20 protein-coding genes and 1 other RNA gene are annotated in these 16,641 nt (G+C 47.2%); 3 read left to right on the plus strand and 18 right to left on the minus strand.

Going from position 1 to position 16,641, the window contains the following annotated elements:
* Window positions 1-6: 6 nt before the first annotated feature.
* Window positions 7-720 (minus strand): glycosyltransferase family 2 protein, encoded by a 714-nt coding sequence (locus ADS79_RS33825; RefSeq protein WP_049742878.1) that lies wholly within the window; start codon window positions 718-720, stop codon window positions 7-9.
* A gap of 210 nt (window positions 721-930) precedes the next feature.
* Between ADS79_RS33825 and ADS79_RS33830 the strand changes: the two genes are divergently transcribed.
* Entirely contained in the window at window positions 931-1,458 is a 528-nt protein-coding gene (locus ADS79_RS33830; RefSeq protein ID WP_049742879.1) for a hypothetical protein, read from the plus strand.
* 28 nt (window positions 1,459-1,486) lie between these two features.
* Here ADS79_RS33830 and ADS79_RS33835 read toward each other — a convergent pair whose 3' ends face one another.
* The 10 genes from ADS79_RS33835 to ADS79_RS33875 form a co-directional block, all read right to left on the minus strand.
* Window positions 1,487-1,753: a pro-sigmaK processing inhibitor BofA family protein gene (locus ADS79_RS33835; RefSeq protein ID WP_049742880.1), complete on the minus strand. Its 267-nt coding sequence runs from the start codon at window positions 1,751-1,753 to the stop codon at window positions 1,487-1,489.
* Window positions 1,754-1,764: 11 nt separating this feature from the next.
* Complete coding sequence (locus ADS79_RS33840) at window positions 1,765-1,995, minus strand: DUF2508 family protein (RefSeq protein WP_049742881.1); 231 nt, start codon at window positions 1,993-1,995, stop codon at window positions 1,765-1,767.
* Window positions 1,996-2,010: 15 nt separating this feature from the next.
* Window positions 2,011-2,985 (minus strand): CPBP family intramembrane glutamic endopeptidase, encoded by a 975-nt coding sequence (locus ADS79_RS33845; protein ID WP_049742882.1) that lies wholly within the window; start codon window positions 2,983-2,985, stop codon window positions 2,011-2,013.
* Window positions 2,986-3,023: 38 nt separating this feature from the next.
* Window positions 3,024-3,503: an SRPBCC family protein gene (locus ADS79_RS33850; RefSeq protein ID WP_049742883.1), complete on the minus strand. Its 480-nt coding sequence runs from the start codon at window positions 3,501-3,503 to the stop codon at window positions 3,024-3,026.
* A gap of 123 nt (window positions 3,504-3,626) precedes the next feature.
* The gene (recR, locus tag ADS79_RS33855) at window positions 3,627-4,223 is read right to left on the minus strand and encodes a recombination mediator RecR (protein ID WP_049742884.1); all 597 of its coding nucleotides are present in this window, start codon (window positions 4,221-4,223) and stop codon (window positions 3,627-3,629) included.
* Window positions 4,224-4,263: 40 nt separating this feature from the next.
* The gene (locus ADS79_RS33860) at window positions 4,264-4,575 is read right to left on the minus strand and encodes a YbaB/EbfC family nucleoid-associated protein (RefSeq protein WP_049742917.1); all 312 of its coding nucleotides are present in this window, start codon (window positions 4,573-4,575) and stop codon (window positions 4,264-4,266) included.
* Window positions 4,576-4,619: 44 nt separating this feature from the next.
* Window positions 4,620-6,329, minus strand: a complete 1,710-nt coding sequence (gene dnaX / locus ADS79_RS33865) for a DNA polymerase III subunit gamma/tau (protein WP_049742885.1) — start codon at window positions 6,327-6,329, stop codon at window positions 4,620-4,622.
* Between the two features lie 127 nt (window positions 6,330-6,456).
* Complete coding sequence (locus ADS79_RS33870; protein ID WP_049742886.1) at window positions 6,457-7,887, minus strand: PAS domain-containing sensor histidine kinase; 1,431 nt, start codon at window positions 7,885-7,887, stop codon at window positions 6,457-6,459.
* 301 nt (window positions 7,888-8,188) lie between these two features.
* Window positions 8,189-8,453: signal recognition particle sRNA large type (gene ffs, locus ADS79_RS34790), an RNA gene on the minus strand.
* A 69-nt stretch (window positions 8,454-8,522) separates the two neighbouring features.
* Window positions 8,523-10,262: an HD domain-containing phosphohydrolase gene (locus ADS79_RS33875; RefSeq protein ID WP_049742887.1), complete on the minus strand. Its 1,740-nt coding sequence runs from the start codon at window positions 10,260-10,262 to the stop codon at window positions 8,523-8,525.
* Window positions 10,263-10,488: 226 nt separating this feature from the next.
* On the opposite strand from ADS79_RS33875, the gene ADS79_RS33880 reads away from it, so the two are divergent.
* The gene (locus ADS79_RS33880; protein WP_049742888.1) at window positions 10,489-11,379 is read left to right on the plus strand and encodes an EamA family transporter; all 891 of its coding nucleotides are present in this window, start codon (window positions 10,489-10,491) and stop codon (window positions 11,377-11,379) included.
* 24 nt (window positions 11,380-11,403) lie between these two features.
* Here the strand turns inward: ADS79_RS33880 and ADS79_RS33885 are convergent, their stop codons facing one another.
* From ADS79_RS33885 to ADS79_RS33895, 3 genes are all read right to left on the minus strand, one after another.
* Window positions 11,404-12,282, minus strand: a complete 879-nt coding sequence (locus tag ADS79_RS33885) for a DMT family transporter (protein WP_049742889.1) — start codon at window positions 12,280-12,282, stop codon at window positions 11,404-11,406.
* Window positions 12,283-12,445: 163 nt separating this feature from the next.
* Complete coding sequence (locus ADS79_RS33890) at window positions 12,446-13,102, minus strand: DedA family protein (protein ID WP_049742890.1); 657 nt, start codon at window positions 13,100-13,102, stop codon at window positions 12,446-12,448.
* Between the two features lie 14 nt (window positions 13,103-13,116).
* Entirely contained in the window at window positions 13,117-13,704 is a 588-nt protein-coding gene (locus ADS79_RS33895; RefSeq protein WP_049742891.1) for a class I SAM-dependent methyltransferase, read from the minus strand.
* Window positions 13,705-14,018: 314 nt separating this feature from the next.
* Between ADS79_RS33895 and ADS79_RS33900 the strand changes: the two genes are divergently transcribed.
* Entirely contained in the window at window positions 14,019-14,327 is a 309-nt protein-coding gene (locus tag ADS79_RS33900; RefSeq protein WP_049742892.1) for a DUF4870 domain-containing protein, read from the plus strand.
* Window positions 14,328-14,435: 108 nt separating this feature from the next.
* Here ADS79_RS33900 and ADS79_RS33905 read toward each other — a convergent pair whose 3' ends face one another.
* The 4 genes from ADS79_RS33905 to ADS79_RS33920 form a co-directional block, all read right to left on the minus strand.
* Entirely contained in the window at window positions 14,436-15,071 is a 636-nt protein-coding gene (locus ADS79_RS33905; protein ID WP_049742893.1) for an NAD(P)-dependent oxidoreductase, read from the minus strand.
* Between the two features lie 254 nt (window positions 15,072-15,325).
* Entirely contained in the window at window positions 15,326-15,715 is a 390-nt protein-coding gene (locus ADS79_RS33910; protein ID WP_049742894.1) for a rhodanese-like domain-containing protein, read from the minus strand.
* A gap of 24 nt (window positions 15,716-15,739) precedes the next feature.
* Window positions 15,740-16,006, minus strand: coding sequence for a metal-sensitive transcriptional regulator (locus ADS79_RS33915; RefSeq protein WP_049742895.1), 267 nt, complete (start codon window positions 16,004-16,006; stop codon window positions 15,740-15,742).
* A gap of 90 nt (window positions 16,007-16,096) precedes the next feature.
* Window positions 16,097-16,579 carry a DsrE/DsrF/DrsH-like family protein gene (locus ADS79_RS33920; protein WP_049742896.1) on the minus strand — a complete coding sequence of 161 codons (483 nt, stop codon included), beginning with the start codon at window positions 16,577-16,579 and terminating at the stop codon, window positions 16,097-16,099.
* Window positions 16,580-16,641 lie beyond the last annotated feature (62 nt).

Here is a 16,641-nt window from a genome sequence, read left to right on the forward strand (position 1 = left end):
TCCTTTCTAACGCAACGAGCGATCTTGTTTTCGGAACATTTCCTTGCAAATAGCAGACAACACGCTTGTCATATACGGCACAAATCGGATAAAAGAGGCTCCTGTCGTCCGCACCTGATAATGAATCGGAATTTCTTTCATCCGATAGCCTTTGCGAACCAGATTGAGCGTCATGACTTGGGCATAGTTGTAATCATGGATAATCTCCACATCCGCAAGCGCACCCCGGTTGAATGCTCTCATGCCTGTCTGCCCATCATGCAGCCTCTGCCGAAGCAATATCATTTGCAAAAACGTAAACAAATAATTGCCTAAACGTCTGTGCCATTTCATTCCTTTTATCGTACCCATAAACCGCGAGCCCATGACGTAATCGGCTTCTTTTGTCAGCAGCAGCGCGACCAGATCAGGAATTTGTCCCGCTGGATACTCGTTATCAGCGTCAATCAGGACGACATAATCTGCCCCTCTGCGATAAGCCTCCGCCAATCCAGAACGAACGGCAGCACCTAGACCGCTGCTAACCGGCATCTTATAAATTTCATCAGCACCGGACGCAAGTGCTTCTGCAACGGTCTGATCGGTAGAACCATCATCAACAATCAGAACGGTGACATGGAGCAACGATGAAAAGTTGCGCGGCACCTGACGAATGACATGTGCGATAGCCGCTTCCTCGTTTCGTGCCGGGATAACTACGTACAGCTGCTTTCGAATCATCTCACTCTCCCCTACAACTCTGCCATGCTTCAAGACGGCTTTCTTCTATCTTATACATCTTGTCTGCAAGTGGCTTGGACGCAAAGCATACCAAAAAGCCGTTGGAAGGGTGACCAACAGCTTGATTTTTTAAAGACGTATCCAGCTTTCTTCCGATTAGGTCGATATGCGATAATAAGGAAAATGTTTTTAGGAAGTGAAGTGACTTCTATGAGAGAACCCCTTCATCAAACCATTTACAGCTACAAGCTGCTTTATCGTTTTCGCTGGAGCCTTGTCGGGTATCTGCTCCAGCTGCTTTTGATAGGTTTGTCCCTCATCGGAATTTCGAAGATGATAAATATGCCTGTCTATAAGCTGATTGTGGCGTTGGCGATTTTGCCCGTCGTTCCGATTTGTCATTTGGTCGTATTTCGTCTCTATACTGCAATGCGCGGGTTGAAGCCTCAGACGACTGCCGACATGCTTGTCTCACCGTGGTGGGGAACCGGATTTCCGCTACCCGTATCGATGTCTGTGTACCGCTCCAGCGAGAGTATCGTTCTAGGGGGAAGCCTCTTCATCTCTGCGGGTGCCTATGTGTGGTTGCCAGAAGACTACGGACTGATGCTGCTGAGTGCAACGGTGATATTTGCTGTTCCACGCCTGAGTGCTTTGCTTGCTTCCTACCGACAAACCGGTAATAGCCGCGTCAAATACGAAAACCGCGGTGTTGCTTTTTTGCTGACAGATGGATGAGCCTAGCTTTTCGTACAACAACAAATGACTACATCACCCACAGCTTGATGACAATCAAGGCAGCAAGCCCTGGCAAGCGGAGAAAGCCTGCGAGCAACGCTGTAACAGGATTAATCGGAATATGAAAGCTGGCAAGCTCCCCGACCAGATTGGTAAAAAACAAAAGAATGGCGCCAATGACCAGCTGCATGACACCGAATCCAAGCCACCGGATCGGGCCAGTGACCGATTTGCTAGCAGTTATCAGCAGTAAGATCCCGATAATGATTAAAGCGATGATCCATCCTGTAGTCATGAGCTTCCCTCCTAGGCTTGCTTCCGATACCGCTCTCGTTTGGCTTGTGCCAGAAGATACATATAGCGTTTTTCGGTGAGATGCAAATAGTAGATGACATCATCCAAGCTGCTATCCGGTTCACTGATTTCCGCGAGATGACGGGCATGCTGCCAATTCAAGCGTGCCTGATTCACCGCCACATCCAATTCCTCCGCATCCCAAGCAATAACGACCCTCGTCTTCTTTCCCCACCGACTCACTAACCCGTTCCCCCTTTAGTGAAAGTAGTATAAGACCCCTGACAGGTTGTTGACAGCATGCAGTAGTACTGCGCCCCATATCGATTGATACCGATGCCGAACAAATCCGAGGCCAAGTCCAATGACAAACAGCGGTACAAACAACGCGATATCAATATGCAAAAGTGCGAACCAGAGACTGCTGAGCAAAATTCCGAGGATCGCCCCCAGACGACGCACCAAGTACGTTTGCAGCACACCGCGAAACAACACTTCCTCAGCAATCGGCACCAATACACCAATGACTACAAAGGATGCGATCGATGCGAGCAAGTCCGTATCCTTGGCTTGCAGGATTTCTTTTTCGATCTGTTGCTCGCGCTCGGAAGAAAGTGAGAGCCCCAGCCAGTCGGCTAACGGACTGGTAATCGCGACGTCTAAAACCTTGGCAATGAAAAGGAACAGCACAAGCAGTACAAGTATCATTTGACCTAACCGAACCGGTCTCGTCAGTCCGATTTCTCCCCAGCGCCCGCGAAACCATATTGGTATCAAAAGCAGAAGAAACAATTGAAACGATGCAGATTCCAGTGTCCCTCCAATCGTCCCCTCGGAAAAGAGCGTGCCCTCCAGAAAAAAGCCATACAAAAGCAGAACGCCCGTTTGAAAGACATGCATCCAGGCAACGATATGGAGCACGTCATTCCCTGTAAAATCCTGGGCTCCCCAGAACCAGGAGGATTGGTTTCTCTCTCTCCACAGGGCGAAGATGAATCCGATCGCAACGACAAAGCTACAAATGACCACAGCCAGTAAGAGGAGCGAAATCCACACCGGTGGCTGGTCTGTTGTAGAAACAATCCATCGTCCGTCATCCCCCTGGGAAAAACGAATCATGGAAAACTCTGCCGCAAACATGAGCCAATATCCTATAAACAGCATGATCGCCCACGGAGTGGACTTTTGTCGCTGTACCCCACCATGTAGCGACAGTCCTGGTCCTGTCAACATCTCCTCACGCTCCTACTTTCACTCTATGTCTCGTCCATTCAAAAAAGTCCGTTTGATTTATTTACCTGCGCTTCTGCCACGCCCTTGATATATTCATTGCGTGTGCGCAAAAAATGAGTCATATATTTTTCCAGAACAATCCAGTCAACGAGCCTGCCGAGCATTCCAAAAGGAGACGTGTAATCAAATGTGTCCAGCATCCGAGTCTGGCTGGCTCCAAGTGGAATAAATTCATGCACATGTGAAAACCGCTTGAATGCTCCAGCAACCATTTCATCAACAAAATACCGCGGCTCTTCCATCTCGGTAATTTTGGCCGTCAGATTTTGCTTTATCCCGAAATGAACGGCCTCCCAGGTAACCGACTCTCCCAATTGAATCAATCCACTCGTGACACCACCGATCGCCCTCTCACGGGTCTTCGCAGTAGACTCCATGTGCAAATCAATGCTCCTCGCTGCATCAAAGCAGATTTGCTGTGGAGCATGAATCAGAAATTCCATACGGATAACCGGCATCTCGCTTCCCTCCTCATTGATAGCAAACTCGGCGATGCCGAGCCATTCACTCGTTTAACAATGAATTTTCCTGAAAGCAGAATGAAAAAAGACAGGTGTAAGGACCCTGTCTTCTCTTCGTTCCTATAGGTCACGCCTGCCTTCGAGTGCCTTGGTCAGCGTTACCTCGTCGGCATATTCCAAATCTCCACCTACCGGCAAGCCATGAGCAATGCGCGTAACGCGAATCCCAAACGGCTTGATGAGACGAGAAATGTACATCGCTGTTGCTTCACCCTCGATGTTTGGGTTGGTTGCCAGAATGACTTCCTTCACCTGCTCGTCTCCCAGACGCTTTAGCAAATCGGGAATACGGATATCCTCTGGTCCAATCCCATCCATGGGAGAGATCGCACCGTGCAGCACGTGATAATATCCTTCAAACTCCCGGGTTTTTTCCATTGCTACGACGTCCCTAGGCTCCTGCACAACACAAATGATCGATCCATCCCTGCGCTTGTCCCGACAAATATGGCATGGGTCCAAATCGGTAATGTTGTTGCAGACCGAGCAATAGTGGAGCTGACGTTTTGCATTGACGAGTGCTTTCGCCAAATCGAGCACATCGTCTTCCTTCATGTTGAGAACAAAAAAGGCGAGCCGCCCAGCGGTCTTCGGACCAATGCCGGGCAGTTTCATAAATCCTTCAATCAGCTTAGACACCGGTTCTGGATAGAACATCGCGTATTACTCCTTTACCTGTCTACACACTCCTGCCTCATTAAAACAGGCCTGGGATGTTCATGCCTCCAGTAAATTTACCCATTTCCTTGCCTACCATCTCATCAGCCTTGCGCAGTGCATCATTGACAGCAGTCAAAACGAGGTCTTGCAGCATTTCTACGTCCTCAGGGTCTACTACCTCAGGCTTGATCACGATATCTTTAATTTGTTTATGGCCATCTGCTTTTACAAGCACTGCTCCGCCACCAGCGGAACCTTCTACGATTTTATCCTTCAAGCCTTCTTGCGCCTTTTGCATTTCATCTTGCATCTTTTTCACTTGCTTCATCATTTGTTGCATTTGCTGCATGTTTTTCATTGAGGGTTCCTCCCTTATAGTGGTTATGAATTTAGTCAGTCTTTTACTTCAACAAGCCCTTCACCAACGAGCCTTATTGCCTCGGTCAAAAACGGATCCTGCCCTTCCTCGACAGCCTCATCCCTTTGTCCCACCTGCTCATCTACGCCTTGCCACTCTTCCTCCATGACGGATAAAAGCTGCAACTGCCTGCCAAGTGCATTTGACATGACACGCTCAACGACGCTCCGAAGCTCAGGCTCCATGGTTTTGTCGCAATGAATCGGACTTTTAAAGATGACCACGACTGCATCATTGCCAGCAGCAACTGGTTGACCGTTTACAAGCCATGCCTGGTACTGGATTTTGACCTTTTTCAAATCAGTCAAAATCTGACTCCACTGCCCACGCACTTGTCTCGTGAGATTCTCATCCAGATTTTTGGCCACTTCCCGAACCCTGTTAATCGGTGTACGGGAGCCGCCACCTGCTGCCGCAGCAATACGCCTCGGCTCAACCTTGCGGGGTTCTTCGACACTTGGTTGCCCGGGAATCATTACCTGCCCCTGGAGCACTTGCGCCAATCTCTCTTCCAATATACGTATACGATTGGACATGCCAGACAGTTCCTCGCTGTTCATCGGCGCAGCGTCCAATATTGCTGCTCCTCCGCCTTGCGCTCCCGACGGCTGACACATTTTAACCAATGTCAGCTCAACCAGAACGCGAGCGTACGTGGACCATTTTAGCTGAGCCAGCGCTGCATTGCACATCTCAATCGTCGCATACAGATCAGGCAGCGAATACAGCTTTGCCACTTCGGCAAACTGATCGTCTATCATCGTCCGCTCCACGATCTCCTCGAGCTGCGGAGCTGTTTTCAACAGAAGCATATCGCGGTAGTAGTAGAGAAAATCATGCAAAAATTGCTCAGGGTCCTTGCCCTGTACCATCACCTGATCAAATTGCTCCATGACCTGGGCCACATCACGCTCTACGATGTGACGGGCGAGTACGGAAAAGTAAGTTTGGGCTACTGTTCCAGTAATTTGCATGATATCACTTGCACGAACCTCGTCCTCACTATAGCTGATCGCCTGATCCAGGAGGCTCAGTGCATCACGCGCACCGCCTTCTGCCATTTTCGCAACCAGCTGAAGTGCCTGTTCCTCTACTCGTACTCCCTGCGACTCACAAATCTTCTGGAGAAGATTGACCATTACCTTAAGTGGAATCCGGTGAAAATCAAAGCGCTGGCAACGAGAAATGATCGTTGCAGGCAGCTTGTGCGGCTCTGTTGTCGCCAAAATAAAAATGACGTGTGATGGTGGCTCCTCCAGCGTTTTAAGCAAGGCATTGAATGCCTCCGTCGTCAGCATATGCACCTCGTCAATGATGTACACCTTGTACCTGACGTCGCTTGGAGCAAATTTCACTTTGTCACGTATGTCACGGATCTCTTCGACCCCACGGTTAGACGCGGCGTCAATCTCCAGCACATCGGTTACGGAACCATTGGAGATCGCTTTGCATGTTTCGCATTGATTACACGGCTCGCCGTCTATCGGCTGCTCGCAGTTAACTGCTTTGGCCATGATCTTGGCCGCGCTTGTCTTACCCGTACCACGGGGACCGTTGAACAAATAGGCGTGGGACAGCCTGCTTTCACGTAAAGCATTACGCAAAGTAATCGTCACATGTTCTTGTCCGACTACATCCTGAAACGTCTGTGGTCGATATACGCGATATAGCGCGGTATAAGCCATGTTCTGTGACACTCCCCATCTGCACAGTCCTCTTCCATATTCAATTTATTATACACTATCGAGGTGGTTCATACAAAGAAAACGCCCCATCACATATGTGCGGGACGCTTCTGGTGTATACCGTTTCTTACAGATACGGCAGCATAATGTGAAAGGTCGTTCCGTACCCCTTTGACGAGACACGAATCTGTCCACCGATGTCGTGTATGATTTTTTGACAAACCGACAATCCAAGTCCTGTTCCTTCTTCTTTTGTTGTAAAAAACGGATCGAAAATCTTGTCGATGATGTACAGCGGAATACCAGGCCCTGTATCGTGGATATCAATGCTCACACGATCCCCATCCTGATCGATATGGTGAGAAATCTGGAGTGTCCCCTGTTCTCCCATCGCCTCAATCCCGTTTTTACAAATATTGATAAATACTTGCTTTAACAGCTCATTGTCACCAACGACCATCGGCATTTTCCCTTGTGAGGTAAAGCGAACATCGATTCCGTAGAGGAGAGCCTGTGATTCAACAATAGGTAGAATCTCACCAAAGACGGTATTGAGATCAACCATGCAGTATTGAATATCGCGTGGCTTGCTCAAAAGTAAAAATTCACTGACGAGCGAATTAATCCGGTTAATTTCCGTAAGCATGATTTCGGTATACGTTTTTTCCCGATCCATGCCACTGTCAGCAAACGATTTCAAGAACATTTGCAAAAATCCCTTGATAGAGGTAAGGGGATTGCGAATTTCATGAGCTGTGCCGGCAGCAATTTGTCCAATCATGGCAAGGCGCTCATTTCGCTCAATCTTTTGCTCAAAGGATCGTAAATTGGTGATATCTTTAAACAGAACAAACGCTCCTACGGTCTTGCCACACTCATCTTGCAGCGTGTTGGCATCCACGATCAGCTCATAACGCTGGTTGTCGTTTGTCCATGATGTCGCGATGTTTTGAAGCTTTACGCCTTCCAACAACTCTTTTTTGATGAGGCGATGCTGCTCCGGTATGCCTGAAAAGACTTGATCTACATGTTTGTTGATTACACTCAGTCTCTCCATGCCAAGCAGCTTGCACGCTGTCTGACTCGCCTCGATAATGTAAGCATGCTCATCTAGAATGAATAAGCCCAGACTCGTATCATGAGTGAGTTTGCCCAGCAAGCGCTCAGACAGCAATTGATTGGTTTCCTGCACCAATTGATATAAATGAATCAGATAAAGCTCCTGCTCATCTTGTTGTCTGAGTATCATCACAGGAGTTTTTTTGGATCTTCCATGTTTATCACGCCAGTCAATCTCCACGCTTGAACCTGCTTCTACCTCTCTGTGTAGAAGCTCCTCATACAATTGTTCTGCTGAGCCTTGGTAAGGAAGGATCGTCTGAAACGGTTGTTTCACAAGTTGATCACGTGAATATCCGGTTACACGAAGCAGTTGTTCGTTGACTTCCACGATACTACCCGCTTGATTCACCAATAAAACGGCAGTAGGCAGTTGATGCATGAACCGCTGCAATCGTCCGGACGAGCCTACGAGATGTAACGAAAAAGATGCACTCACAGCTTGTCCCCCCTGGCCTATGACGTACTTTAAGTGTGAAATCATGTAGTTGTGATTTCTTCTACCATAATGAAAATTTCGTGAAAAAGTACGCAAAACCTGCTCTGGAAAGGAAAGGATTGAATGGAAATGTTTCGCTAGGTATCGCCAAAAATCAACAAAAAATGATTAGCTCGATTAATATTCTTCGCTTTATCAGACGGATTGGCACAGTTAACGTTTCCAAATTTTGTTGCGTGAACAAATAAAAATAGCATGCTCCCGTTAGGAAACATGCTATTTACCTATTCGTATAGAAGTACCGTGCACCTATCTTCGATAATTCTCATCCAAGCGTTACTTATGGTAGCAGCTCAGAACAGGCTACCCTGCGGCACACGCGATGATCCACTTATGGCTGCTTCCTTCCGGACCTGACCAGGTTCATGGGTTCGCGTTGCACAGGACCCGCTCCTCAACACCGCCGCCATAAGGCAGCCTCACATAAGAAAACCTAGGATAGGAATTCAACCCTGCTATTGCGGATTGCAGGTTACAGGGCACCGCAACCTCCCCGTCTAGCACGGTAGAATTAGAATACCAAAGATACGAAGCGATAGCAAGGCGAAAAGGCATCCAATGGAGGGAAAAGCATCCTACGCTTGTCCCTGCTTCTTTTGCAGCCTCTCTAAGACAGCGGTTTCATGATTATTCTGCTGCTCAATTCGAAACGCCCCCTGATCAAAAGCCTGCTGAAAGACTTTGACGATCTTTGGGTCAAATTGTGATTGGATTCCGCGTAAAATTTCTTCATAAGCTTCAGTTGCAGTCATCGCCTTACGGTAAGAACGGGTAGACGTCATCGCATCGAAGGTATCGGCAACAGCAAGGATGCGACCAATTAGGGGAATTTCTTCTCCTTTTAATCGATTGGGATAGCCGTGTCCATCCCAACGCTCATGGTGATGTCTGACACCCGGGCTGACATGCGCCAGACTCTCGATTTGTTCTACGATATCGGCACCGATCGAGGAATGCTGCTTCATCCGCTCATATTCTTCAGCGGTTAGTCTTCCATTTTTCAGAAGAACATCATCCGGAATCGCTACTTTTCCGATATCATGCATCAAGCTGGCATAGCGTAGATCATCTCGTGAAACCGTTTGGCAATCGATCGGGTCCATATGATCGTAAATAATAAGTGCATAATGGGTGACCCTTTCTGTATGCCCAGCCGTATACGGATCCTTCATTTCTACTGCCAGATAAAAGCTGCGCACGATTTGATCCAGTTCTTTTTGCAGGTATTCCCGCTCACGGCCAATCAGAGCGTGCAGCTGTTCTGCCATCTGGTTAAATTTCCGTTCCAGCATCGTAATCTCTTCCATCCCCTGAATCGGAACACGAACAGAAAAATCGCCCTTCAATAAAACATCGGTTGCCTCTACCAACGTATAGATCGGCTTTCTTACCCAATGAGAAAGCCTATGGGCAACATACGCAGAAAAGCCAACAATAGCAATGATGGTGCAAAGCAAAATGATATGCAAGCGGTCCAAACGGCTGGTAATATCATCTCCTGGCAGCCACTCCACATACACATTGCCACTCGATGGAGAGACTTGTAGATAGGCGTACACTAGCTTTCCATTTTCGCGAAAGGAAAAAACCTCTCCCTCGTGGGAATTTTTTATCGATCTGCTCAAGGAGGCGTATTCCGAAAGCCCTTGAACTTGCTTGCCTAATTTGTCCGGGTCCGAATGAATGAGAATTTTTCCGGTCGGGGAGATTACCATCAGTTCTTTATGAGTATGTAAAACGTTTGTTTTCAGCCAGGTTGCCATTACATCCAATTTTATTTCGACTAACAAAATACCGATCGATTTTCCCTCGTTATTGCTCACCCGCTGGGAAACAAACATCGATTTTTGGTTGCTGATCTGATCCAATCGGCTGTAGAGCCAGATTTGACTGTCCTTCAGACCGATATCCTCTGGATTTAGCCAAAAGGGACGGCGACTATTTCGATCCCATCCCGCTTCCTCTCGCATTGAAAATGTGCGAAGGTCGTCGCGTAGCAGATGGATATTGCCCACGGTTTCATGCGTATAGGCAAAATGTAAAAAAACACCTCTTACTGAATTTACGTCCGAGAGACTGTCAGCCACTTTCAATACAGGATGTTCTGCGAGACGGCTGGTTTCATTTTGCATGTTTCGGAAATATAAGATCAACTGCTCATCAATCAGGTTAAGATGCATGCCGATGCTTGTTTCATATTGACCATACACAGCCTCTTGCGCTTCTTTGTAAAAGAGAAAGCAAATAAACAAAATCGGGAGCAGGCTCAGCAGCAGAAATGTTGCAAATAGTCGGTCTTTTAGTTTCAAAAGCACAAGGCTCCCCCTTCCTTTTCGCGCTATAGGGATATAGAAGTTACATTCCATCATTTCCCAACATTGGTACAGATGCAATCTACGTGTCACTTCCCTATTTCCGCGCTAAATGAAAAGGTAAACCTCTGTTTTTATCAGACAGGATTCTTTTTGGCACATAGACAAACCCTGTATCGCGTATTATCCTAGCTAAGACAAAAATGCTGTATGTAAGGAGATACATGATATGAAATACGTTCTGTTGGTCTTTTTAGGGGCATGCAGCTACGGAATTTTATCGACCATTGTAAAGCTCGCTTACGGGCAAGGATATTCTCCAGCAGAAGTGATCGGTGGTCAAATGTTTTTCGGTTTTTTGCTTACCTGGATTCCAGCTCTCTTCTTTTTGCGGACCAAGCCGAATAAGCGGCAGCTGATGCTGCTTGTGGCAGTAGGTATAGCCGTCGGTTCTACGGGCGTTTTTTATTACAATGCCCTTCAGTCCATACCGGCCTCCATCGCCATCGTCCTGCTATTCCAATTTACATGGATGGGGGTGCTGGCAGAAGCAATCATCTCCCGGCGTCGACCCGACACCCCAACACTATTCTCTCTCGGGCTGCTGCTGATCGGAACACTCCTGTCAGGTGGCTTGTTTGAAACGGGGGGCCTGGCACAGTTTCATCTTACCGGCGTCATTTTCGGATTATTGGCTGCTGTTGCTTACACGTTATTTATCCTCTTCAGTGGTAAAGCGGCGGTCACCGTAAACCCGTGGATACGCAGCTCTGGCATGGCGACTGGGTCATTCTTACTCGTCGCATGCATATATCCACCTGTGTTTGTTTGGAACGGTGCCTTGTGGGACGGACTTTTTCCCTATGTGTTCTTGCTTGCCTTTTTTGGCATTCTCATTCCTACCGTTTGCTTCAATTTTGGTGTCCCTCACATCGGACCAGGAATGGCTGCCATTTTAGGTGCTGCCGAGCTGCCTATGGCCGTTTTTTCTTCGTTCATCATCCTGCATGAATCGGTCTCTTGGTTGCAGGTGGTAGGTGTCGTCATCATCCTGATCGGAATAATCCTGCCCGAGCTGATGCGCAAGCGCGGAAAGCGACAAGAAGCGTCGCTTTCCTGAGCTTGTCCGTTTACACACATAGACTCAGCTGTCCTGATTACTGAGCTCGGTAACGTAAATGCCTGCCAGCATCAGAAAGACGCCAGTCAACACGACAGCCGTAACGGGCTCACCCCAGAGCAGCCAGGAAAAGAAAAATGCAAAAACGGCTTCCAGCGATAGCAAAATGCTGACATGGACGGGTGGCGAAAATTGCTGGGCTTTGATTTGAACCACATACGCAAGCAAGGTTCCTATCAGGCAATCAAACCAATAGGCAAACCATCCATAGGAGCTGAGCGGCCCTGGAATCGGTTCGGTAAAGATCGCGATAACTAAATCGATCAGCCCTACCACCAGCAGCTGAATCATCACAAAGCCGAGTGTGTCTATTTCCGCTTTCTTTTCGTAAACGCGGTCTACCATCAGGATGTGCATGGCAAAAAAGATTGCACATAAAAAGACGAGCATGTCTCCAAAGGAGATCCCTGTCCACTCTCCTTCTCCAGACAAGCATGCAAGTCCGATGAAAGCCAAGATGCTACCAATGATCGCTCCCTTGCCTACAGCTTTTCTCCGCCACAGGAAGTACAGAAAAGGCACCAGCACTACATTGGTTCCCGTAATGACCCCTGCCTTGCCCGGGGTCGTACGATCGATTCCTAATAGCTGCAGGGTAAAGGCAGCGCAGAGTACCACACCACATAGTGCTCCTTGTATCCATACATCACGCCCAAACATCCGCAGCCTTTTCCAAATAAACGGAAGTAGGATCAATGCCGCAAGAAGAAATCTCGTACCCAGAAAATAAAAAGGGGTGATCTCTAGCAGCAAATCTTTGCTCAAAATAAAGGTGTAGCCCCAGGCCAAGGCAATAATAAACAGCGACAGATCTGCCCAGAGCAGTTGCTTCTTTGTTGCCATGCTTCTTTCTCTCCTCTCACTCTCATCTATTATAATGGGTGTGACAGCAGGAGATAAGAAAACAAAACGAGCCATATCCACTTTTCTGAAAAATGTCGAGACGTTTTTCATAGAAAAAAATCCTCTGCCGCAGCAGAAGATTTTTTGGGGTATCCGTGCTTGACTATTCGTTTCTTTCACGATCATTCACCAGAGTCTGTGTTGATAAAACAGAGACTCTTTTTCTTTTCCATACCTTATATCCGTAAATGCCTGCTGCCGCCAAGAGCGCCAAACCCGCAATGCCGACAACCATGCCCTGGTTAAAGATACTTAGGAATGCATTCAAATTGGCTACATTGTTTCCCATGAAATGTCCGGCAAAAAACAAAATCACGGTCCACAAAAGCCCCGTCGTATAAGAGAATGCCGCATAACGACCAAACGTCATCTTGCCGATCCCCACCAGATAAGGAACGACGTGTCTAACGACAGGCAAAAAATAACTGATACATAGTGCATAGCTCCCGTATTTCTCCAAAAGAGTCTGCGCCTGCTGCACGTATTTGCCCATTCCCTTTTTCCGACCGATCCAGTTCAGCGCAGGCGCACCCAACACTCGCCCCAGGACGTAGCCCAAAGACAAGCCGGAAACAACCCCCAAATACGTCGCAATAAAGGCAGGGAGAATCTCCAAAACATGCATCGAGGTCAGAACTCCGGCAGACAGGACGATAACCTCATCGGGAATCGGCATACCTACGATTCCGAGCCACAATGTAAAAAAGAGAGCAAAATATCCAAACTGGCCCACTGACTCGGTCAGCATTTCCACCATCATTATTGATTATCCTCCTACCGCTGAGCCTTGTGGCATACGTATACAAAAGCGGGCGGTACGTTGAATGGAACCATTTTTACTGAAACGCTGTCGAAGACCTCTAACAGCTGCTTCTTCATTTGCAGGGAGTATTGAAATGCGACAAATACACCACCAGGCTTCAGTGTAGTGATGACCTGCTCCATGATTTGATCGCGCAATCCTTGCGGGAAATTGGCGAATGGCAGTCCAGACACAATACAGTCTGCTTTACCCAGTCCAGCCTCAGAAAGCACACGCCCCAAGTCAACGGCATCCTCGTGGAAAAGAACATTTGGAAAAAGAGGCTCCAGCCTGTTTCTCATTGTGGTTTCCTTTTCAAAAGAAACCAGAGTCGCATCAGGACGCTTCATCTCCTGAATCCATTTGGTGAATATCCCTGTTCCTGCACCCAATTCTACTATTGTATTTGCTTTTTCCCAGTCAATCGGCTTCATCATTTGTTTGGCTAAGGCACGGGAGCTAGGCGTAATACTCCCGACTTGCCCTGGCGCCTGCAAGAAATTGTAGAAAAACATCAGCCGCTCTTTGATTCCAAGCGGTTGATGACAATCTATCATCATCTATCGATCGCTCCCTTCATCAAGTCTCGTTTTGTATTGTAACGGATATCTATAGAGTATTACGTGTCAAAAGGCGAAAGAATTTCTTAATTTATAGAAAAGAATTAAAAAAAATTATCCAGCCGAAGTGAAACCGCGACTCACGACTCTGCTAAAACCAGATTTTCTAATCATAACAGTAATGGATTCAAATTCAAAAATCCTCCGTCTCAAGTCTGATCCAAAATCACGCTTTTGATGGTTTTAGTTCACCGCATAAGTACGTTACAATAAGATCAATCATTGAACCGTTCATATAACGAGGAGGACTTATTATGGATTATCGTGGAGTAAAAGCGATTACTCATGCCAGCGCATTTTTTGCCCCTTTCCTGGTGCCTATCATTGTCTGGCTCTTGATGGCTGACCGTGAAGCAAAAAATATGGCACTGCAAGCTCTCTTGTTCCATCTGTTTATGGGAATTTTGCTCAGTATCTCCTGGGCACTATCCTTCCTGATAATTGGAATTCCATTCTTGATCATTTTCGGTCTGATGGCAATTTATTATCCAGTCAAGGGTATTTTATACTCGCTGCAGGGGCGCCCGTTCCATTATCCGATTATCGGTTCGTTGGTAGGCTAACAATTTCCTGCTCAAATTGAAAAAAACAGGAAAAAAGACCAGCTCGCAAATCGCGATACTGGTCTTTTTTTTGAAGGCCTTGATGGAACGCTCATCAATGGCTGTATTTTATTTGGAGCCAACTGTGAAGCGTTCGTTGCGGTGTTTTGGATTCTCGATTTCATCCAAAACCGCAATCGCATAGTCAGCATAGCTGACGTAGCTTTGACCGCTTGCGTTCACCAGCAAATGATCTTTGCCCAATTGGTATACGCCTGTTCTTTCACCAGCTGGATCAAAGAAAGCAGATGGGCTGATAAAGGTCCACTGAATGCCGTTTGTTTCTTGCAGGATGCGCAGGTTTTCACCCTGGTTTTGCGCTGTTGCCAGATATTCCTTAGGGAAATCAGGAGTCTCGAGCACACGTGTCGTTTTCGCTTCGTCTACAAACAGACTGCCCGCTCCGCCCACTACGAGCAATCTAGTAGCAGGAGCACCTTTCATTGCTTCGATCAAAGCATTTCCTGCCTCGACGTGAAGATGTTCTTTTCCTGCAGGTGCACCGAATGCATTGACAACGGCATCAAATCCATTCAAGTCCGACGCCGTCAATGCAAACACGTCTTTCTCCAGTACAACTGCGTTCGTTTCGTTGATTTTAGATGCATCGCGCACAATCGCGGTAACCTGATGGCCACGATCCAACGCTTCCTTCATGATCAATTGCCCTGCTTTACCGCTAGCTCCTACGATTCCGATTTTCATGTGTATTCCCTCCGTCATATATGATTTGTTCGTTTCGGCTTGGTTATGAATGTTTCTCTTGCAGAAAGTGCGATGTCGAATCGCCCGTTAGTTGTAACCGCATAAGTTACATCACACCCAAAAATAATAGGCGATTCACTCAACCGACCTGTTGTAATCATTTTAGTTACAACAAAACCAAAAGTCAAGCATGAAAACAAAACAGCTATCCCAGGATGCTTTACCCACCACCCTGGAATAGCCGTCTTGCATTCTTATTTCTTTTTTGTAGGTCCTTGCCAAGCTGTGATGCCGCCTTGCAGATGCGCCATTTTTTCGACGCCATGCTTTTTCAATATTTTCGCTGCCTGCTTGCTGCGCATGCCACTTCGGCAATAGAGCAAAATATCATTTTTCGTAGAAATTTCCCCTGCCCGGCTATTGAACTGAGACAACGGGATATTCACCGCCGTAGGAATATGCCCTGACTTGAATTCGTGCGGCTCACGCACATCGATAAGCAGCACCTTGCTTTTTTGATTGACTCGTTCCTTGAACTGCTCTGCTCGCAGCGTCTCCAAGCCTTTTACCGGAAGGAAGCGAGAAACCAGGTACCATGTAAGCAACGCATAGGCAATGATGATAAGAATCGTAGAGAACTCCATGTGAACACCCTTTCCAATCTTAAATTAGCGGCTTTTCACGAGGAGCTCTACCGCCTCTTTTACCAGCTTGCCAGTGTCTCCGCCCGCTACCTGTTCTTCCAGCAAACAACGTTGAAGATTCTCAGCCACAATCTGGGCAATCGCTTTGTCTGAGGCATTGCGAACCGCCGACAGCTGGGCGACTACCTCCTTGCAGTTTTTCTGCTCGTCCATCATCTTCAAAACGCCACGAACCTGCCCTTCAATTCTGCGTAAGCGTCTTTTAATATCTTCACCATAGTTGTACTCCATGTGAATACCTCCTGTTTTCCATCACACATACGTATACAGGTATATTATGCGATAGCCAAGCTTTGTCAAGCTACAGGGAAATGGCATGAGTTAAATAAAAAGATTTACTTTCGCTTGGGTGGCATCACCCAAATAAGCGGCTACTCCTGCATACTCCATTCCATCCAGCAATTCCTCCTGCTTCAATCCCAAAAGATCCATCGTCATTGTGCAGGCAACCAGCTTGACTCCCTGCTCCTGTGCCAGCTCGATCAATTGCGGAAGGGACAGCGCATTGTGCTTTTTCATGACATGCTTGATCATCTCTGGTCCCATCCCCATCATGTTCATTTTGGACAGGCCCAGCTTTTTCGCCCCTCTCGGCATCATCTTGCCAAATGCTCTTTCCAGAAAACCTTTTTTGACATCGACGATCTCATCCTTGCGCATCGTATTCAAGCCCCAAAACGTAAAGAAAATCGTGACATCGTGATCGTAGGCAGCAGCACCATTGGCAATGATAAATGCTGCAATTGCTTTATCTAAATCCCCGCTAAACAGGACAATCGTCGTTTTTTCTTTTTGCGTTTCCATTGTAAAATCCCCCTCCATATACTCATACTTGTATAGGTATTAAAATTGGCACAAAGTGCTTT

Origin of the sequence: Brevibacillus reuszeri (genome assembly GCF_001187725.1) — a bacterium.
Classification (GTDB): domain Bacteria; phylum Bacillota; class Bacilli; order Brevibacillales; family Brevibacillaceae; genus Brevibacillus; species Brevibacillus reuszeri.

Coding starts and splice junctions, on each gene's coding strand:
- ADS79_RS33860 (WP_049742917.1), bottom strand. CDS start 4,575: ATGCAGCAAATGCAACAAATGATGAAGCAAGTGAAAAAGATGCAAGAT.
- recR (WP_049742884.1), bottom strand. CDS start 4,223: ATGTTCTATCCAGAACCGGTGTCTAAGCTGATTGAAGGATTTATGAAA.
- ADS79_RS33890 (WP_049742890.1), bottom strand. CDS start 13,102: ATGATGGTGGAAATGCTGACCGAGTCAGTGGGCCAGTTTGGATATTTT.
- dnaX (WP_049742885.1), bottom strand. CDS start 6,329: ATGGCTTATACCGCGCTATATCGCGTATATCGACCACAGACGTTTCAG.
- ADS79_RS33895 (WP_049742891.1), bottom strand. CDS start 13,704: ATGATGATAGATTGTCATCAACCGCTTGGAATCAAAGAGCGGCTGATG.
- ADS79_RS33905 (WP_049742893.1), bottom strand. CDS start 15,071: ATGAAAATCGGAATCGTAGGAGCTAGCGGTAAAGCAGGGCAATTGATC.
- ADS79_RS33900 (WP_049742892.1), top strand. CDS start 14,019: ATGGATTATCGTGGAGTAAAAGCGATTACTCATGCCAGCGCATTTTTT.
- ADS79_RS33915 (WP_049742895.1), bottom strand. CDS start 16,006: ATGGAGTACAACTATGGTGAAGATATTAAAAGACGCTTACGCAGAATT.
- ADS79_RS33850 (WP_049742883.1), bottom strand. CDS start 3,503: ATGCCGGTTATCCGTATGGAATTTCTGATTCATGCTCCACAGCAAATC.
- ADS79_RS33845 (WP_049742882.1), bottom strand. CDS start 2,985: ATGTTGACAGGACCAGGACTGTCGCTACATGGTGGGGTACAGCGACAA.
- ADS79_RS33880 (WP_049742888.1), top strand. CDS start 10,489: ATGAAATACGTTCTGTTGGTCTTTTTAGGGGCATGCAGCTACGGAATT.
- ADS79_RS33830 (WP_049742879.1), top strand. CDS start 931: ATGAGAGAACCCCTTCATCAAACCATTTACAGCTACAAGCTGCTTTAT.
- ADS79_RS33920 (WP_049742896.1), bottom strand. CDS start 16,579: ATGGAAACGCAAAAAGAAAAAACGACGATTGTCCTGTTTAGCGGGGAT.
- ADS79_RS33910 (WP_049742894.1), bottom strand. CDS start 15,715: ATGGAGTTCTCTACGATTCTTATCATCATTGCCTATGCGTTGCTTACA.
- ADS79_RS33825 (WP_049742878.1), bottom strand. CDS start 720: ATGATTCGAAAGCAGCTGTACGTAGTTATCCCGGCACGAAACGAGGAA.
- ADS79_RS33885 (WP_049742889.1), bottom strand. CDS start 12,282: ATGGCAACAAAGAAGCAACTGCTCTGGGCAGATCTGTCGCTGTTTATT.
- ADS79_RS33835 (WP_049742880.1), bottom strand. CDS start 1,753: ATGACTACAGGATGGATCATCGCTTTAATCATTATCGGGATCTTACTG.